This is a genomic window from Variovorax sp. 770b2, assembly GCF_900115685.1.
Lineage (GTDB): Bacteria > Pseudomonadota > Gammaproteobacteria > Burkholderiales > Burkholderiaceae_C > Variovorax.
The window spans coordinates 109,021-134,721 of record NZ_FOXJ01000009.1 but is presented as its reverse complement, the minus strand read 5'-3'; the positions used below and the strand labels follow the sequence as shown (position 1 = coordinate 134,721).

At 58.6% G+C, this 25,701-nt stretch carries 25 protein-coding genes; 13 read left to right on the top strand and 12 right to left on the bottom strand.

Translation table 11 applies throughout. The features are described from left to right. Positions 1 to 500: 500 nt before the first annotated feature. The 4 genes from BM133_RS31370 (at position 501) to BM133_RS31355 (ending at position 7,598) form a co-directional block, all read left to right on the top strand. Entirely contained in the window at positions 501 to 842 is a 342-nt protein-coding gene (locus tag BM133_RS31370; RefSeq protein WP_093442921.1) for a hypothetical protein, read from the top strand. After that, the gene (locus BM133_RS31365; RefSeq protein ID WP_093442918.1) at positions 839 to 3,175 is read left to right on the top strand and encodes a type I restriction-modification system subunit M; all 2,337 of its coding nucleotides are present in this window, start codon (positions 839 to 841) and stop codon (positions 3,173 to 3,175) included. Before BM133_RS31370 ends, BM133_RS31365 begins: the two co-directional genes overlap by 4 nt. A gap of 107 nt (positions 3,176 to 3,282) precedes the next feature. Then, complete coding sequence (locus BM133_RS31360; protein WP_177225001.1) at positions 3,283 to 4,488, top strand: restriction endonuclease subunit S; 1,206 nt, start codon at positions 3,283 to 3,285, stop codon at positions 4,486 to 4,488. Continuing rightward, positions 4,485 to 7,598 carry a type I restriction endonuclease subunit R gene (locus BM133_RS31355; protein WP_093442914.1) on the top strand — a complete coding sequence of 1,038 codons (3,114 nt, stop codon included), beginning with the start codon at positions 4,485 to 4,487 and terminating at the stop codon, positions 7,596 to 7,598. The genes BM133_RS31360 and BM133_RS31355 overlap by 4 nt, the downstream gene beginning before the upstream one ends. Positions 7,599 to 7,702: 104 nt before the next feature. Here BM133_RS31355 and BM133_RS31350 read toward each other — a convergent pair whose 3' ends face one another. The 4 genes from BM133_RS31350 to BM133_RS31335 are packed head-to-tail and all read right to left on the bottom strand — an operon-like array spanning position 7,703 to position 10,613. Further along, positions 7,703 to 8,611: an S-4TM family putative pore-forming effector gene (locus BM133_RS31350; RefSeq protein ID WP_093442912.1), complete on the bottom strand. Its 909-nt coding sequence runs from the start codon at positions 8,609 to 8,611 to the stop codon at positions 7,703 to 7,705. Between the two features lie 52 nt (positions 8,612 to 8,663). Continuing rightward, entirely contained in the window at positions 8,664 to 9,098 is a 435-nt protein-coding gene (locus BM133_RS31345) for a type II CBASS E2 protein (protein WP_237678062.1), read from the bottom strand. A 17-nt stretch (positions 9,099 to 9,115) separates the two neighbouring features. Beyond that, positions 9,116 to 10,372, bottom strand: coding sequence for a cyclic GMP-AMP synthase DncV-like nucleotidyltransferase (locus tag BM133_RS31340; protein ID WP_093442908.1), 1,257 nt, complete (start codon positions 10,370 to 10,372; stop codon positions 9,116 to 9,118). Between the two features lie 58 nt (positions 10,373 to 10,430). Beyond that, complete coding sequence (locus BM133_RS31335) at positions 10,431 to 10,613, bottom strand: hypothetical protein (protein WP_093442906.1); 183 nt, start codon at positions 10,611 to 10,613, stop codon at positions 10,431 to 10,433. Positions 10,614 to 10,713: 100 nt separating this feature from the next. Here BM133_RS31335 and BM133_RS31330 point away from each other — a divergent pair, with 100 nt between their 5' ends. The 3 genes from BM133_RS31330 to BM133_RS34955 all read left to right on the top strand — a co-directional run bounded on the left by BM133_RS31330 (position 10,714) and on the right by BM133_RS34955 (position 13,756). Further along, a complete protein-coding gene (locus tag BM133_RS31330) occupies positions 10,714 to 11,649 on the top strand; it encodes a BrxR family transcriptional regulator (protein WP_093442904.1) in 936 nt (311 codons plus the stop codon). 114 nt (positions 11,650 to 11,763) lie between these two features. After that, positions 11,764 to 12,423 (top strand): DUF6988 family protein, encoded by a 660-nt coding sequence (locus BM133_RS31325; protein ID WP_093442902.1) that lies wholly within the window; start codon positions 11,764 to 11,766, stop codon positions 12,421 to 12,423. Between the two features lie 271 nt (positions 12,424 to 12,694). Next, positions 12,695 to 13,756, top strand: coding sequence for a hypothetical protein (locus BM133_RS34955; RefSeq protein WP_143100258.1), 1,062 nt, complete (start codon positions 12,695 to 12,697; stop codon positions 13,754 to 13,756). Between the two features lie 327 nt (positions 13,757 to 14,083). On the opposite strand, the gene BM133_RS31315 is transcribed toward BM133_RS34955, so the two are convergent. Further along, complete coding sequence (locus BM133_RS31315; RefSeq protein WP_143100257.1) at positions 14,084 to 14,350, bottom strand: hypothetical protein; 267 nt, start codon at positions 14,348 to 14,350, stop codon at positions 14,084 to 14,086. Positions 14,351 to 14,484: 134 nt separating this feature from the next. Between BM133_RS31315 and BM133_RS31310 the strand changes: the two genes are divergently transcribed. From BM133_RS31310 to BM133_RS35655, 4 genes are all read left to right on the top strand, one after another. Further along, positions 14,485 to 15,639: a hypothetical protein gene (locus BM133_RS31310; RefSeq protein WP_093442896.1), complete on the top strand. Its 1,155-nt coding sequence runs from the start codon at positions 14,485 to 14,487 to the stop codon at positions 15,637 to 15,639. A gap of 449 nt (positions 15,640 to 16,088) precedes the next feature. Further along, positions 16,089 to 17,249: a hypothetical protein gene (locus BM133_RS31305; RefSeq protein WP_143100256.1), complete on the top strand. Its 1,161-nt coding sequence runs from the start codon at positions 16,089 to 16,091 to the stop codon at positions 17,247 to 17,249. 51 nt (positions 17,250 to 17,300) lie between these two features. Further along, on the top strand, positions 17,301 to 17,492 hold the full coding sequence (locus tag BM133_RS31300) for a hypothetical protein (protein ID WP_093442892.1): 192 nt from the start codon (positions 17,301 to 17,303) through the stop codon (positions 17,490 to 17,492). Positions 17,493 to 17,959: 467 nt separating this feature from the next. After that, positions 17,960 to 18,091: a hypothetical protein gene (locus tag BM133_RS35655; RefSeq protein WP_256219412.1), complete on the top strand. Its 132-nt coding sequence runs from the start codon at positions 17,960 to 17,962 to the stop codon at positions 18,089 to 18,091. A gap of 58 nt (positions 18,092 to 18,149) precedes the next feature. On the opposite strand, the gene BM133_RS31290 is transcribed toward BM133_RS35655, so the two are convergent. The 3 genes from BM133_RS31290 to BM133_RS31280 all read right to left on the bottom strand — a co-directional run bounded on the left by BM133_RS31290 (position 18,150) and on the right by BM133_RS31280 (position 19,703). Continuing rightward, positions 18,150 to 18,866, bottom strand: a complete 717-nt coding sequence (locus BM133_RS31290; protein ID WP_093442890.1) for a DUF998 domain-containing protein — start codon at positions 18,864 to 18,866, stop codon at positions 18,150 to 18,152. A gap of 11 nt (positions 18,867 to 18,877) precedes the next feature. Beyond that, a complete protein-coding gene (locus BM133_RS31285) occupies positions 18,878 to 19,099 on the bottom strand; it encodes a hypothetical protein (RefSeq protein WP_093442888.1) in 222 nt (73 codons plus the stop codon). A 64-nt stretch (positions 19,100 to 19,163) separates the two neighbouring features. Next, positions 19,164 to 19,703, bottom strand: coding sequence for a hypothetical protein (locus tag BM133_RS31280; protein WP_143100255.1), 540 nt, complete (start codon positions 19,701 to 19,703; stop codon positions 19,164 to 19,166). A 1,123-nt stretch (positions 19,704 to 20,826) separates the two neighbouring features. Between BM133_RS31280 and BM133_RS31275 the strand changes: the two genes are divergently transcribed. Beyond that, a complete protein-coding gene (locus BM133_RS31275) occupies positions 20,827 to 21,456 on the top strand; it encodes a YkgJ family cysteine cluster protein (RefSeq protein ID WP_093442884.1) in 630 nt (209 codons plus the stop codon). Positions 21,457 to 21,581: 125 nt separating this feature from the next. Here BM133_RS31275 and BM133_RS31270 read toward each other — a convergent pair whose 3' ends face one another. The 4 genes from BM133_RS31270 to BM133_RS34945 form a co-directional block, all read right to left on the bottom strand. Further along, a complete protein-coding gene (locus BM133_RS31270; RefSeq protein ID WP_256219411.1) occupies positions 21,582 to 22,280 on the bottom strand; it encodes a nucleotidyl transferase AbiEii/AbiGii toxin family protein in 699 nt (232 codons plus the stop codon). Between the two features lie 28 nt (positions 22,281 to 22,308). After that, positions 22,309 to 22,779 carry a helix-turn-helix domain-containing protein gene (locus BM133_RS31265; RefSeq protein WP_093443059.1) on the bottom strand — a complete coding sequence of 157 codons (471 nt, stop codon included), beginning with the start codon at positions 22,777 to 22,779 and terminating at the stop codon, positions 22,309 to 22,311. Positions 22,780 to 23,383: 604 nt separating this feature from the next. After that, entirely contained in the window at positions 23,384 to 23,590 is a 207-nt protein-coding gene (locus BM133_RS34950; RefSeq protein ID WP_143100254.1) for a tripartite tricarboxylate transporter substrate-binding protein, read from the bottom strand. A 24-nt stretch (positions 23,591 to 23,614) separates the two neighbouring features. Continuing rightward, on the bottom strand, positions 23,615 to 24,244 hold the full coding sequence (locus tag BM133_RS34945; RefSeq protein WP_177225000.1) for a TetR/AcrR family transcriptional regulator: 630 nt from the start codon (positions 24,242 to 24,244) through the stop codon (positions 23,615 to 23,617). Positions 24,245 to 24,382: 138 nt separating this feature from the next. Here BM133_RS34945 and BM133_RS31250 point away from each other — a divergent pair, with 138 nt between their 5' ends. Next, a complete protein-coding gene (locus BM133_RS31250) occupies positions 24,383 to 25,621 on the top strand; it encodes an FAD-dependent monooxygenase (protein WP_093442878.1) in 1,239 nt (412 codons plus the stop codon). The last annotated feature ends 80 nt before the right edge of the window (positions 25,622 to 25,701 follow it).

Genomic DNA, 25,701 nt, shown 5'->3' with positions numbered 1-25,701 from the left:
CTTCGATGTCGTTGGTCTGCGCCAGAGGACGACTTGGGTTTAGGGCCGATTCCACGGATTGTGCCGACCCGTACCCGTTCTTGGGACCCTCCGACAGTGCCACCAGAAGCGCCCGAAAAGGCTTGCCTGTTCTGGTCTCACTGGGGGGGCTAGAGATTTGTCACGGCACTGCACAGGTGGGTCCGGTTAGGTCAGAGCCGACCAGGAGCGGTCGTCTGCCAGACCGCGAAGGCCCTGTCTGTAGCGTGCCTGAGGAAAAGGATTTCATCTCGGTCCTGTTCCGTCTGAATCAGTTCTACAAGCTTCAACGGTTCTCCCGCTCGTCAAGTTTTTCGAGAATGCGAGTCTTGCCTAAGTAGGCGAGAAAAGGGAGATCGTACAAAACGATCTCCGATAACAAAAATCCTAGAGTCGTTTCATATAAATCATGTGTCAAAATGCGATCTGTGAGATCCATTTCGGCAACTGTCGCCCCCCCCTCTGGGCGTTCGGCCGCTCTCTTGAACGAAGCGGCGCTGCGTCAACTCATTGGCGCTGGCGCAGTCGGCGAGATCGTTGCGGTTGGCGGGAGCGGAGGTTTCGTTATCGCGTTAAAGCTGGGCGAGAGCGATGCCATTCTCGGAAGTAGCTTGGGTAAGACGCGAGTATTTGCGTCCATCAGCACGATCGCGCTGCTGCTTCGGCGTCTCGGCCAGCCGCGATTCACCGTTGACGCGACCGATTTCGTGCCAGGCCGTGTTCGTCCCGCTCAGCCTGAACGCTCGGCCGCGATGCGGGCCGGCAAGTTGCCCAAGGCCGCAGCGAAGCGCGCGGCCCCCAACACCAAAATGAACAAAAAATGAGCAAGCCCGTCAACATTCAGCACGTCTTCGACGAAGTCGTTGCGCAAATCGAAGCATTGACTCGCCCATCAACGAAAGTTGAAGACGATGCCGCCGTGGCCAAGCTGCAAGAACTGGCCGCCGACCTGCAGAAGTCACACCCGGCGGCCGCTGAAAACATCGGCCTGATCGCGCATTTTCCGCAGGCCCAGGATGGGTGGGAGGCTACCCAGAGGCACAACCTCGGCCGGTATGTCAAAGATCGTTTGCCACGGCTGCGTGAATCACTCGCGCTGCCGCGCCCTAATGTCGCCGATTTGATCTGGCGCAGCGCCGAGTTGCTACGCGGCGCCTTCCGTGAGCCGGAGTATCGGCGTGTGATCTTACCCTTCACGGTACTTCGCCGGCTGGATTGCCTGCTACAGCCCACCAAGAGTGCAGTGGTTGCAAAGCATGGCGAAATCTCGACCAAAAATTACGACCTGCGCATGTTCCTGGCGCCGATCACGGGCTACCCGTTCTGGAACCACTCGCCGTTCACGCTCAAGGGCTTGACCGATGCGCCGGACAGCTTGCGCGATAACTTGGACGCGATGGTGAATGGCTTTTCGCCGAACGTCCGGAAGATCTTCGAGAAGTTCTCGTTCATGGCCACAGTCGACAAGCTGCAGGAGAAAGGCCGGCTGTTTCATATCGTCCAGGCGTTCGCACGCATGCCGATGGACACGTACTCGGTCACGGCTCACGACATGGGCAAGGCCTTCGAAGAGCTGCTGCGCCGCTTCAACGAAACATCACCAGCTGGCGAGCAATACACACCCCGCGACGTCATTCATCTGATGACCAGCATCCTCTTCGACGGTGACGACGAAGCGCTGAGCGTGCCTGGCGTGATCCGCACCATGTACGACCAGACTGCGGGCACGGGCGGCATGCTGTCCGAAGGCGAGGAAAAATTCCGGAGCTTCAACACGAATGCCCGCTTGCGTCTTTTCGGGCAAGAGCTTGAGGACGAAACGTACGCGATCTGCATGGCCGACATGTTGATCCGGGACCAAGACCCTGCCGACATCGCAGTGGGTGACACGCTTGCCGAGGACAAGCACCCCGATGAGCGATTCGACTACCAGCTTTCCAATCCGCCGTATGGCGTGGAGTGGAAGCCTGCGCAAGAGGCAGTCGAGCGCGAACACGCCAAAGGCGCCGCAGGTCGGTTCGGGCCAGGTTTGCCCCGAATCAGCGACGGCCAGATGCTGTTCCAGTTGAACAGCCTGTCGAAGATGCGCCCCTTCATCGATGGCGAGGGCGGCGGGAAGATCGGCTTGGTCCACAACGGCTCGCCGCTTTTCACTGGAGATGCGGGTAGTGGTGAGTCCGAGATCCGTCGGCACATCCTTGAGCACGACTACCTCGAAGCGATCGTGGCCATGCCCACGGACATGTTCTACAACACTAACATCGCGACATACCTCTGGTTCATGAGCAATCGCAAGCCAGCGGAGCGCAAGGGCAAGGTCCTGTTGATCGATGCATCGCAGATGGGCGTGTTGATGAAGAAGAACTTGGGCAAGAAGCGATTCGAGCTTTCCGACGATTGCCAGTCGCGCATCGCCCAGGCGTTCCACGACTTTGAGACCGCAAAATGGAATGACCGAGGCGTCACGTCGGGTCGAAAACGCGCCCTTAAGACCAAGGTGCTCGATAACGCACATTTCTTCTACCGCAAGGTCACGATCGAGCGGCCGCAGCGCATGCGGTTTGACGTGACTGAAGAGCGGTTGCTTGCGTTTATTCACGACTCTGGCTACAGCAAGTTGAAGGATGGTGGAGAGCTCATGGCGACGCTGAATCAGGCCCTTGGTGACGAGCCAGCACGCAGTTGGAAAAATGCGGAACAGTTCCGAGCTGATCTGCAAACGGCTCACGACGAAATGGACGAGACTGCCGAGATCAAGCCCTCGACGTTAAAAGCCAAGCAGTTTGAGGTCGCTCGCAAGTTCTTTGGCATCCGTGACAAAGCCGCCGACATCACAACGAACGAAAAAGGCGAGGTCATCTCCGACGCCGACCTCCGTGATTCCGAATACATCCCGTTCTCGGTGCTGGGCAACGACGTCGAAGCCGGCATCGCCGCCTACTTCGAGCGCGAAGTGATACCGCATTGGCCGGACGCGTGGGTCAACAAAACCGTGCGCGATTCGGCTGACGGCCAAATCGGTTTAGTTGGCTGCGAAATGAACTTCAACCGTGAGTTCTACGTGTACGAAGCGCCGCGCAGTCGGGATGCGATTCGCCATGAAATCGAGGTCATGGAGAAGCAGTTCATCCAGATGCTTAAGGGGGTGACGCAATGATGCTACCTCTGTCGGGTGCTCCATGGCTTGAGCAGATTCCCTCGCGTTGGAGTAGGCGCCCCATCGCCGCATGTTTTGTAGAAAGAAACGAGCAGAACTCCTCTGAAATGACGCCGACTTTGCTTTCTCTGAGCTATGGCCAGCTCAAAAGAAAAGACCCTTCAGCTTTTGATGGCCTAAGGCCTGCGTCGTACTCGACGTACCAAATGCTTTACCCAGGGGATGTGGTTCTGCGCTTGCTGGATCTGCAGAACGACAAGCGAAGTGTGCGTGTCGGTCAAGTAACAGAACCGGGGATCATCACATCTGCATACGTCGGCCTCGACTGTTCTTGGTGGGGCTCAGCAAGGTACGCCTACTACTTGCTTCTAGCACTCGACATTCTTAAAGTATTTTATGGACTCGGATCTGGCATGCGGCAAAGCATTACCTTTTCTGACCTTGGAAGAGTGCCTATTGCAATACCTAGCCATCAGGAGCAACGTGCGATCGCCTCCTTTCTTGACATCGAAACAGTGCGGATCGATGCGCTAATAGAAGCAAAAAAAATTTTGCTTTCAGCGCTGGAACAGCTCAAGAATTCTCGCCTTACTCAAATTCTGACTGGAGCAGAGCTTGCGTCCGTTGAAAGTGGCGACCAATGGCTCCCAAAGATTCCACGTGGATGGAACTTGGTGCGACTGAAGTTTCTCGGGCAAATCCGGTCCGGGGTTGCGAAAGGCAAGAAGTACGGCGGCACTTCCATGGTGGAAGTACCCTACCTCAGAGTTGCCAATGTTCAAGACGGGTATCTGGACTTGTCATCGGTCTCGCTGATCGAGGTTTCAGACGACGAAGTCGAACGCTATGCCTTGCGGCCAGGCGATGTATTGATGAACGAAGGCGGTGACTACGACAAGGTGGGCCGAGGCGCCATGTGGTCCGGCGAGGTATCTCCGTGCATTCACCAGAACCATGTGTTTGCAGTGCGACTTGACGACGCGACTATCGCGCCATGGCTCGCTGCGATTACGAGAACGGCGTACGCGAAGTTTTACTTCATGAACAACGCCAAACAAAGTACGAATCTGGCGTCGATTAGCCAGGGGAACGTCAAGGAATTTCCAGTATTGCTCCCCCCCGAAGCCGAGAGAGGCCGTTTGCTTAAAAGCTTGAACGATGAACTACTTCGGCTTTCTGATCTCGCCGAACATGCTCGGAAGGAGATTGATCTGCTGACCGAACTGCGCTCGACCACGATTACTGACGCCGTCCTCGGCCGTATCGACCTCCGCCACAACTTCCAAAGCAAAAAAGAACTCGAGGCAGCATGAGCTCACTGATCCACCAAGAAGTGGTTTTCGAAGACGAGATTTGCAAGCATCTGCAGGGCAACGGCTGGCTTTTCGACGGTCCGCTTCCGTTCGTCAAGAGCCACGCTTACGACGCCGGCTACGACAAGCGCATGGCGCTGTACCCTGCGGACGCGATCACCTGGGTGAAGGCCACGCAGCCTGAAACGTGGACGAAGTTTGCGGCCGACCACGGCACTAACGCCGACGCGGAACGCGAGTTCGCAGCGATCCTCGCAAAGGAGCTTGATCGCGATCGCAAGACGATCAAGAAGGACGATCCGCAACTCTGGGGCTCACTCCATGTGCTGCGCAAGGGCTTTAAACACATCGCCTCGACTTTCAAGATGGCGCAGTTCGCGCCGGTAAACGGCCTGAATCCCAAGCTGTGGAGCGAGTTCAACGGCAACATCCTGCGTGTCGTTCGTCAAGTGCACTACTCCTTGCACAACGGCAACAACATCGACCTGGTGCTGTTCGTCAACGGCATTCCTGTCGCGACCATCGAGCTCAAGGTCGAGACCACCCAGTCGATTGAGGCCGCGGTGAAGCAGTACAGGCAAGATCGGCTGCCGGTCGACCCGCCGTCAAACATGCCGGAGCCCCTGCTCACGTTCGGATCGCGTGTACTTGTTCACTTTGCGCTCAGCAGCGACGAAGTGCGGATGACGACCAAGCTCGACGGTGCGAAGACGCGCTTCCTGCCGTTCAACCGCGGCATCGCGGATGGTCTTGGCGGCGCAAGCGCCGGCAATCCGGCGGACCACGAACGAGGCCATGCCACGGCGTACCTGTGGCATGAGATCTTCAAGCGCGAGGCCTTTCTCGACATCTTGGGGAAGTTCATCTCGGTGGAGGTCAAAGAGTCGATACATGTGAAGACCGGCAAGAAGGCGCTTTCGTCTTCACTGCTGTTTCCGCGCTACCACCAGCACGATGCCGTCAATGAACTGCTTAAGTCAACCCTGAAGGAAGGCGTAGGCAAGACCTACCTAGTGCAGCACTCAGCCGGTTCGGGGAAATCGAACACGATCGGATGGGTCGCGCACCGTTTGTCGTCGCTCTTCGACGCCCACAACAACAAGGTGTTCACATCCGTCATCGTCATCACCGATCGGAACGTGCTCGACCAGCAGCTACAGGACACGATCAAGCAGTTCGAGGCTACGCCTGGCGTGGTGGTTCGCATTGACGAGGATTCCACGCAGTTGGCGAAGGCCCTTGACGGCGAAGCCAAAATCATTGTGACGACGCTGCAAAAGTTTCCGCACGTGATCAAGAAGACTGGCTCGATGAAGGGCCGAAGCTTCGCCGTGATCGTCGACGAAGCCCACTCTTCTCAGTCAGGAAAAACGGCTGTCCAGTTGCGCGAAGCGTTGAACAAGGAAGGTTTCACGGCCGAGGCCAGCGAACTCGAGAAGGAAGGCGACGAGGACAAGGAAGTCACGAGTGAAGATCTGGTGGCAAGGCTGATGAGTGCCCGCAAGCGACCGACCAACATCAGCTACTACGCCTTCACCGCCACGCCCAAAGCCAAGACCCTTGAACTGTTCGGACGCAAAGGCCCGGACGGGTTGCCCGTGCCTTTCCATGTCTACTCGATGCGCCAGGCGATCGAGGAAAAATTCATCTTGGACGTGCTTAAGGGCTACGTGACGTACGACGCTGCGTTCAAGCTCGAACAGCAAGGTAAGGACCAAGAGATGAAGTCGGGCAAGGCCCGCAAGAAGCTGTTTCAGTACGTCGCCCTGCACCCGACCAGCGTGGCGCAGAAGGTGGCGATGATCATCGAGCACTTCCGCGACCACGTGATGGGCCTGCTGAACGGCCAAGCAAAAGCAATGGTGGTCACAGACAGCCGCAAGGCAGCTGTGCGCTACAAGAAGGAATTCGACAAGTACATGGCCAAGGCCGGGTACCACGACTTCAAGGCCTTGGTGGCCTATTCAGGAACGATCACGGACGATGAATACGGGGTGGTCGACGCTGGTGAGGGCGACGTGAACGGCGGGAAGCCGAAGATCAAGGACGACTTGATCAAGGAAAAGTTTAACACCGACGAGTACCGTGTCCTGTTGGTGGCAAACAAGTTTCAGACTGGCTTCGACCAGCCGTTGCTGTGCGCAATGTACGTCGACAAGCGGCTCGACGACGTGATGGCTGTGCAGACGCTTTCGCGTTTGAACCGCATGTTCCCTGGCAAGGAGTCGACCTTCGTTTTGGACTTCCGGAACAAGGCGGAGGACGTGCTGAAGGCGTTCATGCCGTTCTATCGCACGGCTGCGCTTTCCAGTCTCACCGACCGCAACCTGCCGCATCACATGCGCGAGAAGCTGGACGCCGCGGGCGTGTACCTCTGGGAGGAGATTGAGGCCTTCTCGAAGTTGTATTTCAGCACGCGCAACGACCAGGCCTTTCAGGCGCATTTGAAGCAGGCGCATGAGCGGTACGTCGATCTGCTGAAAGAAGAGCAGGAGCTTTTCCGACGCGATGCTGGCACCTTCATCACGGCCTACGACTTCCTGTCCCAGATCGTCGACTACAACGATGCCGATCTGGAAAAGCTGCATGCTTTTTTGAAGATGCTGCAGCCGCGACTGCACGGGCAGGAGGACGATCCGATTTCGATCGAGGGTGCTGCCCGCCTGGCGGGCTACAAGCTGAAGAACAAAACCGAGCACGCGTTGGATCTCGGCGCCGGCGAAGCAAAGAAGCTAGATCCCATGGCGGCCGGCGGCGGCGCCGCTTGGGATGATCCGAAGCTCCGTTTGTCGACCATCATCATGAAGATGAATGAAATCTTTGCTGGCAAGCACAGCGAAAGCGAGACTGAAGGATGGGCGACCGCGGTCATAGGCAATGCGATTGAAGATGCAGCGCTCGCCGAGCAAGCCAAGGCGAATTCAACGGCCGGTCAGTTTGCCAACGGGAACTACAGATCCGTGCTGTCGCAGGCCATCATCCGGGCACTTGAGAGTCACCACTCGATGTCCGAGCAGGCTCTGCAGAACCCGAAGGTTTTTGAGGAGATTGCCGACCTGCTGTTGCCGGAGGTCTACGAAAAGGCCAGAGGTCAAAACGGGTCGATGTAGCCGTTTGGACTCATCTCGACATAGGCCTGTGCGTCTTCTGATGGACGCGCACCGGGCGACGGGCTGAACGGGCCCAAGCTTTTGCTTTTATAGAGATTTGGCTCTCAGGGCTTCATGGCCTGCTCCGCTTCAGCTACGAGATGTGCTGCACCCGAGTCCATCTGCGCCTCATGTTCATCGCGCAAGCGTTTGAAGAGGAAATCGAAGACCAATGGATTGCGCTTCCGCCCGTCAAAAATCTCTCCTTGCAAAGCTCGCGACTCATTTTCTAGCTTACGGTCGTCTGCTCCGTTGAGCGCGGCCTTCCAGGATTTCTCTGCGCACGCGCGGAGAATGTCCAGCCTGTTGGCGGCCTCACGGTTGTCGCTCCATTGTTGATAGGCTTGCTTCAAAGTCGACAACATGGGGAACAGCACAATCAAGATCAACTCATTGACCGAGAGCTTTGCAAAAACGCCTAGGGCAAGCACGATAAGGAAACTTGCGAGCAAGATGCCTCCAACAACGGACGCGTATTTTCGACGCTGCTCGGCATCCCACCAGCAGTTGGTACGCTGACAGACTAGGCGGGCCATTGGCAAAGGCAGGCTGCCCACCACCACCGAGTACCAGTCCTCCAGCGGCGTCATCGTGTGGGCGATCTTTTGATAGCGGGCAGACTGTCGGATCACGTTTTCATGCGGCTCCTGGCCGCCCACTCGCGTTGCATCCCAACTCAGGTTGAACACCTCGCAGTCGAAGCGTTCCTGGATTCGGGCACCGGATTCACGAAGACGTTTTTGCTTTGGAGTGAAGTACCCGAGATCGAGCACAAGGACGATTACTCCCCACAGCGCAACAATGATCTTCCAGTCGGGCACGAAGATGCTCACCATGGCCGTCGCTGCTGCCAGTGGCCCAATCAGCACCAGTTGGAAAGCCAGCAAGCACTTGGCGTCCGAATAAGTTTGCCGTTGCGCGCTGAGTAGCTGCAGTGAATACCGCTCGTTCTGCTTCGTGATGATCTGGTTCATGCGATCCCTCTGCTCCCATTGTTTTTGACTGACGTAGTTCAATTCGGCGGCGTCACCGCCACCGCTTCTTCTTCGGCACTGGATGCTCGCCGCCGCCCGCCCACTGGTCGGTCACGAGCCACTCTTCAAAATAATTCAGCCACTCGCTGGTCCACGCGATGTAGGTCTCCAGCAGTCGCATGTGAGAAGACCATTCGCTCTTGCGAGGGAGCCAGAGGCAGAGCTTGGTGCCACCACCATCGTGTCGGTAGATGTGCGGAAGCGTTCGTCCATCTGACAGTTCGAGCAGATTGGGCGACAGGATGAACATTTCCGGGAAGCCAGTCCGCGTCATCACCAGCAGGCATTGATATTGACGGGAGAAAGCCGTCGGCGAGATCGCAAACCGGAAGCGCAGCTCGCGACCTTGAACCAGTTGCACTTGCGCATCGGGAAAGCGTAACGCCCGCAGCTCGTAAGCCCGCTCGGGCAGGGTCGGAGCCGGCATGCTCGGTCTGCGACCCATCAATCACCGAAATTGGTGTGGGCGCGGCTCGGTGTGGAAATCGCAGCAGACCCGCCAGCGATGAAGACAGCCTGGCCCGACATCCTCTTTTCCTCGCGCCGTGCGGCGTTGTCCTCGAGCACCGCGTTCTTTGCACGGTCCCCAAATGCGCGTTCGGCAGCCTTGGCAATGACGTCGAGGCCGGCGCTTTGATCGATGGCATCAACGAGGGCGGTCAGGTCCGTCTGCAGGCGTTCGTGCCAAGCATCGAACGCCTTCTGCTTGGAGTTCGTGTCCATGCAACCTGCCAGGTTGTCGTTCAGGGCGGTCGGGTTGCTGAGATACCAAAACTCCCTGCCTTCAGGCAACTGGAGGCGCTGGAAAAGCTTGGGCATCAGCGACACCATGTCCAGCAGCAGGTCCATGGGGCCATCGTGCGGCTTGGGCGCTTCAATCGCGTAGGCATTGGCGACAAGGGTCGTGAGGAAACTCGAGGGCGGTGCCAGATCCAACGTGCCCGAGGGTGCACCGAACCGAATGTTGCGATTGATCTTGGTGAGCTGCACCAGACGCGACAGCAGGCGACCAAAAACTTCGTCCGCATCAGGCAGCGGCACCAGTTCGGACTTTCGCATCGAATCGAATGTCATGTGCATCGCGGTGGAGCGCTCGAACGCCGGCGAGATTTGCGCGATGAGGTCGAAGGCTTTGCAGTACCCGCGCGGGTTGGTGGAGATGTAGCGCTGCAGGTCGCGGTCGGGGATGCTCGCGTGCGTGTCGCCGTGCACCACCACCTGCGAGGGGTCGTCGATGATCGGCGCGAAATCGGCCGTCATGCCGCCGGCGTAGGTCAGCGTGACGCACCGTTCGTGTCGCTTGATTTCCAGACCGTGCCGGTCGGCGTAGCGCTTTAACGCGACGTAGAGGTGTTCGATGAGGAGTGCAGGACCGGTCGGGCCGCCATAGCGGCGCATGCCGGCTGCTTCCAAGCAGGCAGCCAAGTCGATGTCGTAGCCAGTCCGGCATGCGTCAATGGGCCGCACCATCGTTCCGAGCTGTCGGGAGCCGTGCGCGTGAACCCGATACAGCAAGCCATCGAATTCCGTGCAGGTAGACAGGTAATCGCCTGTGCTCCCGTACGCGCGGTCGAGTTCCTCAAGCTGGGTGGTGGTCGGCTCGTAGACCCTCGCGATCTTCTCGGCGAGGTAAAAGAATTTCGCAGACGCCGCACCGGAAAAACGGCGGCGGGTCGGAAGCTGGGGAAGATCGCGTTGCATGTGTAGGTCTCTATGCGAAGGGGTGGAGACCGCAAGCGCCGGTCCTTCCCCGCCCGCGTTAGTTACTCGGTTTTTCCTTGCGAACGCCCTTGAACGGTTCGCCGTCTGCCTTCTGGTCCATGAAGCGTCCGGAGTCCGAATCGCGCTTGGTCCAGACCTGGTTGGTCGGGTTGAACACTTGGGAGCGGTCTTTCACCGCGCCGACGCGAGCGTTGTCACCGATCAGTTTGTTCTTCGCCATGGAAAGCTCCTGCTGCTGTAATTCCAAAATCTTATGCGATCATTTTGGTTATGTCAACAGATCGTAGTGATTCGATTCTCCGATCGAATATGATCGCCCCATGCCATACCTCGATCAAGAAGCGCGTCGCCGTGAGGTCGACGAAATTCCGCGCACCCAACGGGAGCGTCTGGCATTCATTGACTTCCAGCTCTACTTTTTGGGTGAGCTTCGGCGACAGGACCTGATCGATCGATTCGAGTCCGGCTCCGCCGGTGCAACGCGCGACATCGCTCAGTACAAGGAAATCGCCTCCGAAAATCTGGAGCTCGACAAGGCAGCGAAGCTCTATCGACCCACCAAAGCTTTTGAGCCCCTTTTCGACCACGCGCCCCAACGCGTGCTGACGGCGCTTTCGCAGGGCTTTGGTCAAGGTCTTGATGCCCAATCGCAACCCATGGTGCGATGCGAATACCCGACTGCGTTGAATCTGCCAGCGGCTTCCGTGATCGCGCCGATCACCCGGGCCATCCGTTTGGGAAAGGCTGTGCGGCTTCACTACACATCCGTCGCAAGTGGCCGCACCTCTAAGGAACTGGTGCCTCTGGCACTTGTCGACATCGGTCTGATGTGGCAAGTGAGGGCGTTCGACCGAAAGCATCGCCAGTTTCGGGACTACGTGCTCACGCGCATGCAAGATCCCAAGGTGCTGGATGACCGCCCTGTGCTCAAGGAAGAGACCGTAGAGCAAGACGTGCTGTGGAACCGCGTTATTGAACTGGAACTGGTCACACACCCGAACCATCCCAGACCTGAAATCGTCAAGATGGACTACCCAATGGTGGACGGTGTGCTCAAGGTGCGAGTGCGCGCTGCGCACTCGGGCTACATGCTCCGACGCTGGTGCGTGGACTGTTCTCCAGACCACAGCCTTGCCGCTCGCGATTTTCCACTATGGCTCAAAGAACCGTTGGATTTGTACGGGAGCGAAGCCGAGCTTGCTCCCGGTTATGTCGATCCTCGCGCAGGGAACGGCAAAAAGATTCGCGCGATGTAGCGTTGACTAGGTTGCAGCAGTTTCGCAACTGGTCAACAACACAGATCGCCGAGCGAGCCAGCTCGCAACGCAGCGGCGATTGCAGAGGCTGACTCCTTGTGGGAGCCTTGGCGCATGGACATCGAACACCTCCTGCGCCGATCCGATGAACTCGACGACATCATCGTTCGAATGCTCGACCTCGACGGGTACCCCGAGCACGGCGAGGGTGCGGAAAAATTGGCACTCAGCGTCACTGCCGCGTCTCTCTCAATCGACCACGCACGCGCACTGCGATCGCTGATTGCCGGCGGGTTTGTCTCGTCGGCGGTGCCCCTGATGCGACTTCAGTTCGAATCGACAACGCGCTCGGCATGGCTGCTGTTTGCGGCTTCAGATGGGCAAGTAGCCTTGGCTGCGGCGCCGCTCACCGCGGCGGCTGACGAAGCTGCGCGGAAGCTGCCGGCAGCACGAGAAATGATCAAACAGCTGCGTGGCGCCTCGATTGCCGTGCCGGCCGCTGCGGCACCTGCAGCGATGCTGGGCCGATTCGAGGACATGCAGCGGCATGCCTTGAACTCCTTCGTCCATGTCGGCGTGCACGCACTGCGACGCCATCAAGACGGCTTCCCGGTGCAGCTGGTCTGGCAGCTGATTGAATGCTCAAATGGCCTTGTCACGATCGCTGCAATGATGCTGGCAATACTGACCGGGGACCGCGTTCTGGCAGCTCGGATGAACCGCGTGCATGTCGGGTTCGAGGACTGTCTGACGCCGCTGTTGCCAGCCTATTGAATCGCTCGAGTGTTTCAACTCTTAAACGTAGAGTCGATGCGACAAAGAAACGCCGCGGTGTTCTTGTCCCGTAGCCTCAACGCGAACACGCGCCGCAAATGGTTCTTGCCGGTGATACCCTGCGCCTCTTTGCCCCTCGGCAGTAAAGACTCACACTTTGCGTCGAAACATTCCATGGTACCGACGACCGATGTCAAAAAAAAAGACGAGACCAAAACGTTCCAACAGTCCACCGGAGCCTTGGAAAAAAGGGGCGGGCTCAATCGCAGCGATGGAACAACACATCATGAACGCGCTTCGGTCGGCCTACACGAGAGCAAAGTCTCAGAACGAGAAGAATCATGTCAAGACGCTCGTCACAACCGACTTTTTGGATGACCTGCAAACTGGAATCCGACACTGTCTGCGCCATGGTTGGCATGCAATTGTTGCTTCGGCATACGTAGACACTCACCCTAGGATCAGGTACTCCGTCCCCGGTTCGAGCACGCCTGATCCGACGATCGAGATCGGCGATGTGCTCTTCCTCAAGACGGTTCATCAAAAAGGACGCCCCAGTGGCGGAAAAGCTTGGCTGCATCAGGCCAAGCGGACATTAGCTGCTGTGACAGGCGGTCCTCCAATTACGAACGCAGCACAGTGTAAGGACCAACTCGCCTTTGCGAAAAATTGGTACCGCTTTGAGCTCGACTATCCTGCCGGTGCGCCCAGTACGTTGACATTTGACATTCCAGCGAAGCACAAACAAGTTGATCTAAAAACCTTGGAATGGTGGACGGCAGTCTGGGCAGATCCGGTTATGCCCATACCCTCGGGTGACGACTGGTCTGGCGAGCCATGGATCGCATGCAATGTTGGTACGCCTACCAGCTTCCATTCGCTAGGCAGTTCAATCACCGACTTCCTTCGAGATGTCGGCGGCGTGGGCAAGGACTATGCGGAGACGCAAGCACCGGTGCCTAGTAGCCCTAACCAGATTCATGGCTGGAACGAACTGATCGCCGCGTTACTCGAACTATGCAGGAATCGTAAGGTCACAGTCGGACACAAAGGCTCCACTGATCCGATGATGAGCAGAGTCGCGATCAGTTCTTTGATGAGCTCGCTTCCAATTTGTGATCGAACTCAGTGGATTACTGCAATTGCAGACTTACCAAGCGGCTTGCAGACCCTTGACACGTGGTGGCGAGAATCTTCTTCAGAACGTGAGTCTTCAAACGCCCAGGGTCCGACTAAGCCCCACTCTTTGGAGCACGACGGGGATGACACTGGATTTGCCGTTGTTCAGATTCACCTCATCGAGGGCAGGAACGCGAGGCGACAGAAGGGGTGAAACCCTTGGCGTCGAGCAGACGGACAAGCGTCGTTTGATCAGTTCCTCACCATGTTCGACGCTTTTTCTGAAGGCGCTCGCAGTCTCTTGTGCTCGGGCCTTGATCAGGCAATTGCGGGCGCAATTGCTGGTCAATCCGGTGGCAGCCAATAGACGTTCAGCAGGAGGGGTTTTAGCCACCTCGCGGGAGGCAAGCTGCAGCGCGCAGCACCGCTAGGTGCGAAGCCATTGGCGACGGAGTGGGTAGGTCGAGACAAGCGAAGCGCCAGCGACGCACAAAGTATGCGTCACCGGCTGCAAAGAAATGAAGTAGCGATCGAATTGTGCTCAGACCGGTATCGGAGAGGGCGAGCCCTTCGGCTGCCTCGGCGCGTTTTCGATACGCACGCCGCCCTTGAACAGTTCTCCTGCGATGGCGCAGAAACCGCTGATCCCGGCATCGGAGAATTTGCGCAAATCCGGATGCTTGGCGCGCAGTTGCTGTGGGGTCTCGCCTGCTTCGTAATCCGGCACCAGGACGCTGGCTGCCACGATCAAGTTTGCAGAACCGAGGGGTTGAGATATGACGCGCTTGAGGGCACGAATTTTGGACATATGAGTCTCCGGATGCATGAACGAAGCGGTGAGCGTAAGGAGTCGGTCACGAGTTGTCATCCAACAGTCCCTGGGTCTCCCGGGTCTCCGCATCAGAGACGCCGGACCAGCGCGCGCTCATGGAAAATTCGTGAATGTCCAATCACGTGCACATCCAAAACCTGCAATCGCGTTTCCAGCGACTGCTTTTCCAGCAACACCTGGTGCGTCGATTCCGAACGGAACACCCAATCGATTTCAATGCGCTGAGGTCCATACGCGACGGGCTATTCGATGCTATCGACAGTTCAGCGGGGGATCACAACGACCTGTGGCCAGGCGATGTTCAAGGCGCTCTTGCGTCCTGGATGACCGTCGCTGAATCCTCCTCGGCACGCAAAGCCATGCGTGAGGGAAATACACAGGAAATCTACCGCCGCGTCGGAGGTGAAAGCCGACTCTTGCACTGGGGGCCGACGCTGCGTCCGGCCTTTGATTTTCTGACTCAGCATGTTGAAACGGTAGAAGAGATGACAGCTCGTTTTAACTACTTCGACTACTGCAGCCTCATGGCCTTGGCCTCCGTCTGCGAAGGTCGAGAACTCAGTGAAGCCTTCGAGCAAGCCTGCGAGACTCCTCTATCGGAGACTCAGGCAAAGGATCTCGAGAGGCAAAAAATCCCTAACATGCGGGAGTACCACCTGTTCCAGATTACGTCCTTGGGGTGGTCCCGTGATCTGCGATGCACGCTGCAAGCCAGCGCAGGACGGGAACGGTTTACCTCTTCGAGCTTGCACCTTCTGGACAGCCGCGTTGCCCCCGTGCTGCTCGGAGATGAGCCGCAGCGCGATGCGCTCTACCTGCGGATCGATTTGAGCCAGGCCCCCGCGGACATTGATCAGGCCTTGCTCTACTTGCGCGGTGCCGTGTGCGAGCGGCTGATTGAGCTTCATGGCGCGGTTTGGAGAATTCCACAGTGGGAAGCGTTTATGCGAACGAAGTTCGTGAAAGCGCAATTCCCCAAGACTTCCCTCTTCCAAAGCCATGAGCAGATTGGGCCGATCCTTCGCGGGCTATGGTGCTGGGACTTGGCGGAGTCCGGCAACGGAAATTCCGATGACGCCGCCAAGCAGATCAGCGCCATCCTCAAGGCTACGAAGGAACCGCGCACGAAACAAGCTATCAGCAATCAGTGGAAGATCGTCGAGAAAATCGTGCGGCTGCGGAGCAGTGCTGGCGAGCTGGACAAAGCCATCACGGGACGATTGGATGTCCGGCTGGGCCTTCGGGGCCAGCAGGCCGCAGCTTGAAGCCCCACTGGCGTCATCACCGTTTACTATCTGAAATCGCCTGATGGTGTGAGAGCGCAAGGCGGATAAAGGACATCGACATCCAGTGGTTCCCCGAACTGACAACTCAGCGTTTGAGGCGTGAAGGGGGCGTCGGACAAGCTATCGGTGGTAACCCCAAAGTCGCTGCTACCCACAAATTTGCCGAGCGGCATCGATTCGAGCAAAAAAAGCTGCTTTCTTCATGTGTATCAACAATAAATTCATCGGTAAGGGTGCAAAATCGCTGACAACGCAGGGCGGTACCAACAATTTTAGTGGGTATAACCGTTCTAGATAGGAAAAAAGGGTCTGGGTGGAGGCCGCGCTCCCCTTGGGTGCAGGCCCCGTTTCGAAGAAGGGGGCGGGCGGCGAACACCATTCGCCTTGCGATCTTCGGCAAGGGACAGCCGAGATCATGGCACGGCGGGTTGTGCTCAACCGCCTTTGAAATTGAGCCCGATGCGCTGCGAATTGCGCGCAACACCGAGTCGGTTGCGCGCCACTTCGTGGCCGATCATTCTTCGTCGTCGGTCTCGTTGCTGTCGAGGCCGAGTTCGACACGGATCTTTCACGCAGATGTCGATGCCGCGCTGGCGATCGGCCAGCTCCCCAGGGATGTATTGGTTGGCCGTGACCGCTTACGCGCCGTTGAACTGTTCGACCGGGATGAGCGCCCACCCGATCGACTGCGCTCAGGCGGCGTGCGTACCGGAGGCCTGACGACTGGCTATGCTTCGGCCATGAAGATCAAGGCCATGGATTTGCGCGACGCAGTCGCAGACGGAGTGTCGAAAGTCGTCTCCAACGTCGTGCTGCTGGAAGATGAGCGTCGATCCCCGCCGCATCCCGAGTATCTGACGACGGCGACGGTCGGTTTTTTCGTGCGCGAGCATTTCGAGATGAAAGGGGTCAACCTCGTTATCCGATTCGAAGTGCAGACCGGAACGCTCTGGCGTGAAGGCGAGATTCGCGCATTTCTGAGCCGACAGGCGGGCAGAGTCAGGCAGAACGTTCTGAATCTGCGCTCTAGGATTCGGAACCTGGCAGAGCGCGGAAAGCGGGGGTGGCGCAAAAGACTGGCGCAAGCCAATCGCGACCTTCGCGATGCGGACAGGGTGGGCAACATTGACATCGCGATCTATCGGCAGGGGCCGATTCCGCATCCGTTTGCCATCGTGGAGAATAAGGGTGTGCTGCGGTTCACCGACGCCGGCGCGATCTACGTCGGAAGCCGCGCAGAACTCGACAAGGACATTCGGCGAAATGCGCACTATGTGTTGAAGCACAGCGAGGTCGGCGGTGTTCAATTCGCCGCTTTCACCTTCTACTTGGAAGACAAGGCGAGTGTGACCGACCAGGACGCCGTCGAATACAACGCGCGCATACATAGCTATTTCGTCGACCACCTCAAGCGACTCGCCCTGGACGCTCGAATAACCACCAATGTCTTGATCAGATCCTGGGATTCCGAACTCGCGCTGGATGATGCTGACGCGTGTCGACTCGACGCAAAGGGCGAGCTGGATCACTGGCATATCGCCTTCGGCGTGATTTCCCTCTATGTGACGGGCGTTGACATAGACGAATGACCCATCATCCCGCCCTGCGGAAAGAGCAGCGCACACAGCCAGCGAAAGCGGATGATCGAATACCGCGTCGTCCAATACCCGGCGTGCCTGTTGCTGTTCGCGGATGGCTTGTCCGATGTCCGCATGCAAGGCCACACGTTGGCGATTGACGGCGCGCGCGGCCGACAGTCGTGCACCGTCGATGCGGCGTTTCAGATCCTCGACGAAGCGAGTGCCGTTGGACAGGGTGACGATGGCGTGTGAGGTTGGAGCGCCGCTGTTGCAAAACCCGGATTGAGCTGCAGCCCGCTTACTCCAGTCGCACCAACCGGTTCTGCTTGAATCTTCGAGGCGGCGGTTTGCGCTGCATGGCAGGCGGTGGTGCGCGAGCCTGGCACCGCGTGTACCAAATCCTTTTACCTAACACGCGGCCGTCTTCGAAGCCTGACGGCTGGATTGCAGCGTACCAGCGACGGTGCCGGGCCATCCCGCCCGCAACCGCTCAAGGAGGACGACATGGCTTCCAGTCGCGCCACACGCTAGGTGCGGTTCAAGGCTGCTGTCGACTCTGATATCGAACCGTTGGCAGAACAACTGAATCGCGCCAACGTTCGCCGGTAGTTGTTTCGATTCTTTCTCGGTCGACATGGCGGTGTTGACCGACATGGCGCGAGCCCGGGTCGCCTTTCGGTAGCAATCAACACGCTAGCTCTCAAACACAAGGACCTCCCATGCAAATCCGACAACTCGCCACCGACTTGCAGTTTCCCGAAGGCCCTGCCGCAATGGGTGATGGCTCCGTGCCGCTGGTCGAGATCGCACGCGGCACGCTCACGCACGTGCGGCACGACGGACTCGTGTAGCTGGTGGCCGATCTGGACAGTGCCCCGAACGGGCGGCCATCGGGCCCGATGGCGCGGTCTACCGAGGTTGCAACGACTTTTGCGCCGCCTTGAGCAGCACCACGCCAGTGACCAGTTCCCAGAGGATGAGCGCGTAGCAGCCGCCTCGCTCCCAGATGCCATCCCAAGGTCCCGATGGGGGCATCGTGTCCGTCGCGCTGCCGCTGCTGGCCATGAGTATCGCCAGCGACGCGATTCCCAGGGCGCTGGCGCCCAAGCTGAAATTCCGATAAGCCGGCGAAGCACCGAGCCTGTGGGCAGACAGCCCGGCGACGATGATCGCAAGATTGCCGCAGACAAAAGCCAGCGAACCCCCGAGCACATGCAACTTGAACGTCCCGTTAGCTACAGCCCGCTCGGAACCATGGTAAGTCCCGATTACGACATAGCCGATGGCGTAGCCAAGGGCAAGCAGCAGGAACAGCCAGCGTCCCACACCGGCGGTGGCGGTCCTCACGACGAGCACGGCGGCCAACAGGAATAAGACTCCCTGTGAGACGAACATGAAATTCGCCACGAGCGACAGCGGCGAGTTCAAGGTACGCCCTTGCACGGTACCAAGCTCAGGCACACCGAGATCGCTGATGTAGTTGCGCGCAAAGCTGTAGGCCGGGAATTTTGCGGCGGCGATCAGCTCCAGCAGGAACCATCCAAGTGCCGCCGCTACCAACACGGCGCCGGCGATACGCCAGTATGTATATGTAGCCTTCAACTGATCAAATGACGCTGATTCCAATGCTGGTTCTCCTAACGGGTTATTTCAAAATTGCCACCGTCGCCGCTGACGGCGACATTGGTGACGTCAAGCGAGATGTCCTGGATCTCGGGTACGTAGGAGATGCGCTGCAGCGGGAGGTTGAGCACCTTCAGGCTCGGTGCCAGCACGTGCGCGGAACCGACGCAGCCTGGCTTGACGTTCTGCGTCAGGGCCCAGGCTCTGACCGACCAGTTTGGTTGCTCGACTTTCATTGCTTGCGAACAGCGCCGCGCTCCATACAGGCCGCTACATGAATTGCAATCCAGCCGGCGTCTATCAGTAGTACCAAGTATGAACTTTCGATACCCCGCTCTGGGTCAGATGGTTCTGTAGATCCTGTTGGCTATTAAAGGCCATCTGCCTCCCCGTTTGCCGGTCGGTCACCACAAGTTGATTGCCCACACGCTGCGCAGCAACAACGTGCCCGATACCGGCACCGCGCTCTATGCCCAGTGCGAACTGGCCGCCATTCGGGAGTTCGTGCAGGGTAGCAGCCAGCAAGTGGGGCGAGCCCTGACGATGGGTCACGTTGCCATTGTGGAGATGGTTGAGTGCGGTAGTAAATTCATCCAGCTTCATCCCATGTGCGCTGATGTGTTGAAGCTGCTGTTGCGACAGCCCCAGCGACTGCACAATCTGCTGCTCCGACCATCCTGTCATCGCCGCGATCGTGTGCAGACTGCAGTCATTCTGAGTGCCTGCGTGGAACGGCGTGATCTGTGCGGGCTGCTGTGCAGGCAGCGCATAGCCGTTCTGGTCGCAGGGCACGCCACCGCCTGTAGAAAATCCCGAAGGAGAACGGTTGTTATGCACCACTGCAGGCCGGCCTGACGCATCGCAAGGCAACCCGTTGCTGCCACGATAGCCCGTGGCAGATGATCTGCTTTGACTGGGACCACCAAATGAAGGCGACCGCTCCGCGATGGGCAACGCAGCACGCAAGGGCGAGCCCCTGGCGTGTGCAAGCGAAGCGGGACGCGCCTGCAATTTACCGAACGGCCCTTCGCTTTCTGCAACGCGCCGGGCTTGTGTCCCGGCTGCATTCACTGGCGTGCTTTCGCTGCTATCTGACGGCCGAACTCTGGTTTCTAGCGGCGAAGAAGTTCTCATGGGATATCAATCACTTTGCATTGGAGATCCCGATATAGGCACGACTACCGATTGATCGGAAATATTCGGGGGATGCACGCATCACCATGGACCTTGCTTGGGCCTTGTAAGACATAGAGGTTCGCTACCCGGAGGCATATCGATATTGAAGCTTTACTTGACGATGCCTGGAGGCAAGCTTGCGAAGCGGGGTATTCCCTAGCGAACTTTCTCATCGGGGATGAGAGCGGGAGTAAACAAAGACCTCTGGGCCATCTGCTCGATTCGGCGCCCAGCCGCTATGGCGGTGTTCTGCGTGCGCCCATGCACTATGCCGGGCCCAAGACGGTCGACGCCTCATTCGTGAAGGTGGCCAACCCCAACGCCGAATGGGATGCGCAGACGAGCATCTTCGCGGCCAACTCATTCGGAGGCGAAGAAGGCAGAAGCGGCGCCATCAACTATCTCAACCAGTTCGGCCGCACAGGGACTGCCGGAAACTACAAGTCCGCGGACCCCGTGAGTGAGCTCTACTACGAGACGATGCGCTACCTGCAGGGGCTTCAGCCGACGCCGCAGGCAACCCAGGGCATGACGGCTGCTATGAAGGACGGCTTCCCCGTCTATCGCCCCCGGCCGCATTCCGGCAGGCAACTGCGGGCGCAGCACCGCCAAGTGCGAAGGCATCAGCGACGCAAGCCAACAGGGTCGAGACAAGCAGCCGCGCAGGCTCGATGCACAGCACGACATAGCGGCCGACGAAGTCGGCCATGCACCCCGACGGCAGACAGAGAGAGCAGGCGGGCGCGCCTGTATCCGAACACTTTCTCTCTTCTGAGAAAATCCCCGCATGGCACAGCTACCTCCACAACAAAGCGAACGTGTGCCGCTCGCCATGCGCAGAGCCGAGGAGAAGCTCGCCAAGCTCCCGTGGGACCCCGCCGCCTCCAGGTTGCTGAACACGGCCAGAAAAGCGGGGAGCGCAACCCAGCGCGTGATGTGGCTGCAACGCACCGCATCCGCCTGGGCAAAGCCACTGCAGGAAGTCGCCGCCTGCCGCAAAGGCTGTGACCACTGCTGCCACATCCCGCTGACGATCTCCAAGGTTGAGGCGGAAGTGATCGGCAAGGCGACTGGCCGCTCGCCTCAGACACCAACCACGGCGGTGCGACTCGCCGATCTCGACCATGACACAGCTGCGTGGCAGAAGGCCGAAGCTGAGCTACAAGCTGCGGCGCCCGACACACCTTGCCCCTTCCTTGTGAACCACGCCTGCAGCATCTACGAGAGCCGGCCTCTGGCGTGCAGGGTCCTCATCAACCTCGACGATGACGAACTGCTTTGCAGGAAGGTCGACGGCGTCGATGTACCGGTTCCCTACGCCGACGCAATGGTGCTCAAGGCGCACTACGTGGCATTGCAACCCGCAGGTGTGCTCGCCGACATCCGACACTTTTTCCCGGCCGAAGTTGCTCCGTAGCGTAGAGCTGTGCGTGCTGCGAAGACATTGATGCGGTCGGCCCGCTCGGTCCGGATGGGAACAGTGCCTTCCTGCCCGGTGGTTCCCGCGCTCGGCACGCAGGATCGCTACGAAGGTGCTCCCGGTCAAGAGGAGACGCCGCTGTCCTTGATGCGCGGAGTTCTGGGAAGCAAGGCCTTGATGTATTGGCGAAGCGAAGCCGGTGCCACGGCCGGCTTCATCTTCAGCACCTCCATGCAGCGGTCTAGCTGGTTCGGGCGTCCGAGCAGTGCTTCAATCGCTTTGATGAGATCGGCATCGATGCTGTCCCCATAAGCTGTCCTGGCCTTGGTCGCCGCTCGATTCAACAGCTCCGTGCGCGGCCTCATCATGGCCAGGTCGATGAGATCGCGACTGAAAACGCTGTCGTCAGCCCAGCGGTCCGAGTTCGCGAGCAACTTGCTTGCAGCCATGTCTGTCGGCGTCAGCGTTGCAATACCGCAGATCTGATCTTCAGGACCCGCCATCGCCAGTTCGATACGCGCCTCCAGAACGACCTCGAACTTTATGTCGATGCCGTCCACGCTCACGGCCGATCTGATGCCGTACTGATCGGCGCGAAGGTCTGCTGCCTGCCGTACTTCACCACCGCTGCGGGCCAGCGCTTGAAGACCTTGTCTCGACGTCAGCAACTGGCGCAATTGGCGGTATCCCCCGATGTCGGAGACCAGGAAGTCGATGTCGACCGATTCGCGGTACTCACCATAGCGCAGCGCAATGGCTGTGCCGCCGCCGAAGAGGCAGCGATTCGCTGCAAGCAGATCTGAGTCGAGTGCGCTTAGCACCTGTGCGATCCTTGCATGGTGCGGTCTTTCAAACATTCATGGACTTTCTACCGAGGGTACGCGCCAAGTCGTCGAGCAACTTGCGCTCATTGGCATCGAGTGCGGATGTGTCGACGTGGCGCCAGTTCCGTTCGTAGGTCCCCCAGGCCTCCTCGGGCGTGAGTTCCGTGGAAGGAGACAACTGCCACGCGATGCGTCGCAGTTGCGCGTAGTCAGCAATCCGAATCCCCCCTGGAAGCCGCTCAGGCAACGGTTGCGCAGTCGGCGTGATCACATCGACATCCAGCCCAAGAGCACCCAACGCATTCATATAGGCCCCCATCGTGACTGAAGGTTCGCCACGCTCGATGCGATGTAGCGTCATTCGGGACATGCCTGCAGCTTCCGCAGCCGTCGTGGCGCTCACCTTCAATGCTTTTCGGTGTGCGTGAATTCGCTGTCCAAGCGCTGCCAACCGGCGATCCGCGGCAAAGGTGGGCAAGGGGGAGGAAGAAGGCATGATGTATCCCATTTTAGACATATGTGCTTATTTTGTCTAATATGGGGTACTGGTTTGCCGAGCACTGACGTCGAGCGCCACGTGGCGTCAACGAATCCCTGAATTGCCGTCGTATTGGCTCGACGCAGACGCTGGTGCGGCGCTTGCTCGATTCCTCAACGAGGCGCTGGCTGCAATGGTGGCCGATGTCCCCGCGCGCTAGCCGCCGTGCCGCTGCAGGACATCGACCTGGCCATTTCCGACGGGACTACGCCGTCAACGTCGTGCATCCGTTGGGGGTGGAATTCGACAGCGGCTTGAATGGCGGCAATCCGCGCTTCGAGCCATTCTTCGCCGCGGCAGAGGCGTGGAATACCGCGCTTTTCGTTCACCCCTGCGCCCGACTGGCATGAAGCGGCTGGTCGGTCGCCGGATCGCCGAGCATTCCTCGGCGGCGGCTTTCTGAATCGCGACAAGCGTGAGTTCAGTCAGTGGAAATTTTCGCGCCGTGATCACTTTGTGCCAGCGCGTGAAGTCACCCTTGATGAGACCGCGAACTGGGCCGACGTTCCCGTCCGAAAGATCAGCCGCTGCTTCGCGAGACTCTCCACAACTTCCGGTGAGTTCAGCAGGTCGTTAAATCACGGTTCAATTGCGCCACGAGCGCCGGCGGCGTGCGTCCCGGCGCCATCACGCCATACCAGGCATCCACGCCTTCCATCACACCGATGCTTTGTTCCTTGAACGTGGGAACGTAGGGTGCGAAGAATTGCGTGCCGAACCGGTCATCGCGAGCAGTTTCACCACGAGGGGCGTGGCGGAAGCGGTGCAAGTTCCAGGCGCTAGGGCACCGTGCCTAGACCTGCTTGCAGTAATTCTTTCGCACTAACGGCAGGAACACTAAATCCAGAATCTCGTAAATCACTTCATCCGGGAGCCCTGCGAGTGTCAGGAAGATTTCGTTGCGGGCCAGATCGAGTGGAACCCCCATCACACGCGGCGATAATTTTTCGGCATCCACTTCACCACGCACGATACCGCGTCGCAGTATTTGTCCGATCATGTCGGTTTCGCCGATCTGTTCGGCAAGATTACGGCGTACACCGCTCAAGTCGCCGGGTATCGGCGCGAGATCGTTGCGCAGGTCGAGCATGAATCTGACCGGTGCGGGGGTCGCCCGCTGCGACCACTTTCGCAGCAACAACGCCAGTTCGTCGCGCACACTGCCCAAATCCGGCACGTCAACAGGATGGAGGGCGAAATAGTGGCCGATCGCGGCTACCGCCAACTCGGCACGGTTCACCCAGCGCCGTGACAAAACAGGTCTGCTGGTGCCGGCACGCTGCGCAACACCCTCCATAGTGAAACTGGCATAGCCATGCTTTTCCAGCTCGGCCCACGCAGCCTCCAACAACGCCTCATTGAGCGCCGCTCCGCGACGACGCTGCGTTAAGGCGCCGGAGGGAGTCTTGCAGATATCACTCATCTGCTCACCATAGCATGCGGCTAAACGGTAGCCCGATATCCACCTCGCCATCCAAAAATAAGATCCATTAGGCATCCTATTGACCAAGACCAAATGAATAAGATACATTGCGCATCTTATTGTAATGAAGGTGGTCCCATGAACGAACATTCGCCGACTCGCCAACGACGTCGGATCCTCGTATCAGGTGCAAGTATCGCGGGTCCGACAATCGCCTACTGGCTGGATCGTTTCGGATTCGACGTCAGCGTGGTCGAGCGTGCTGCGACTATGCGGGGCGGCGGCTATCCGATCGACGTGCGCGGCCCCGCGGTTGACGTAGCCGAGAGGATGGGCATCCTGCCGATGCTGCAAGACGCGCATATCCAATCGAAGCGCATCACCTTCCTGCATCCGGACGGCGGCGTCGCCGGCGCCATACGCCCGGAAGAACTGACGGGCGGCGAAGAAAAACGCGACATCGAGTTGCCCCGAGGCGAACTCACCGATCTTCTCAGTCGTCTGACTGGGGACCGATCGATCCGCTATATGTTCAACAATTCGATCGCTTCACTCAGCGACGATGGTGCGGGCGTGAGCGTTACCTTCGAAAGCGGCGCGACCGAGTATTACGACCTGGTCATAGGCACCGATGGCATACATTCGCGCACGCGACGTCTAATCTTCGGGCCGGAGGAACCATTCAGCCACTACCTGGGCTATTGCTACAACGGCTTCACAATGCCGAACTTCCTCGGGCTGTCACATGAGTCGCTGACTTACACGACGCCAGGCCGCTATGCGGTTTTATCGGCAGTGAAGAACAGTCCCACGCTACACGCCTTCCTGATCTTTGCCTCCGAAGAACCGCCCATCATCGAGCACCGGGACCCTGCGGGCCAGCGTCGACTGACGGCGGAAAAATTCGACGGGATCGGGTGGGAAGTGTCGAGGCTGGTCCAAGCGATGCAGCACGCAGACGATCTTTATTACGATGTCGTGAGTCAGATACGACTCGATCGCTGGTCCAAGGGTCGCGTAGTACTGGTCGGCGATTCCGCGTTTGCGCCTTCGTTCTTGTCCGGCCAAGGTTCAAGCCTCGCAATGATCGGCGCATACATTCTCGCTGGTGAACTCGCGACCCGCGACGACCCCACCGATGCGTTCGTGAGCTACGAAAAGCTGATGCGGCCCTTCGCCGAGGCCAATCAGAACCTTGCTGGTGATGGAGGCGCCTTCCTGCTGCCGCGAACCCAAGAGGAAACCGAGATGCGCAACCGGATGCTGGCCAGCTTGAACTCTTCCGACGCCGAGGCAATGCCTGGCGAGATTTCGCGAGCGGTGCATAGTTCGCTCAAGTTGCCGGACTACGAGCGGACGTTGAACGGTAAGCACTGAATAACAACCTAGCCGTGCCAGGAAGCAGGGCGTCATGACGCATGTCCGGATCAACAGCCAAGCAGTCAGGTTAACTCTCC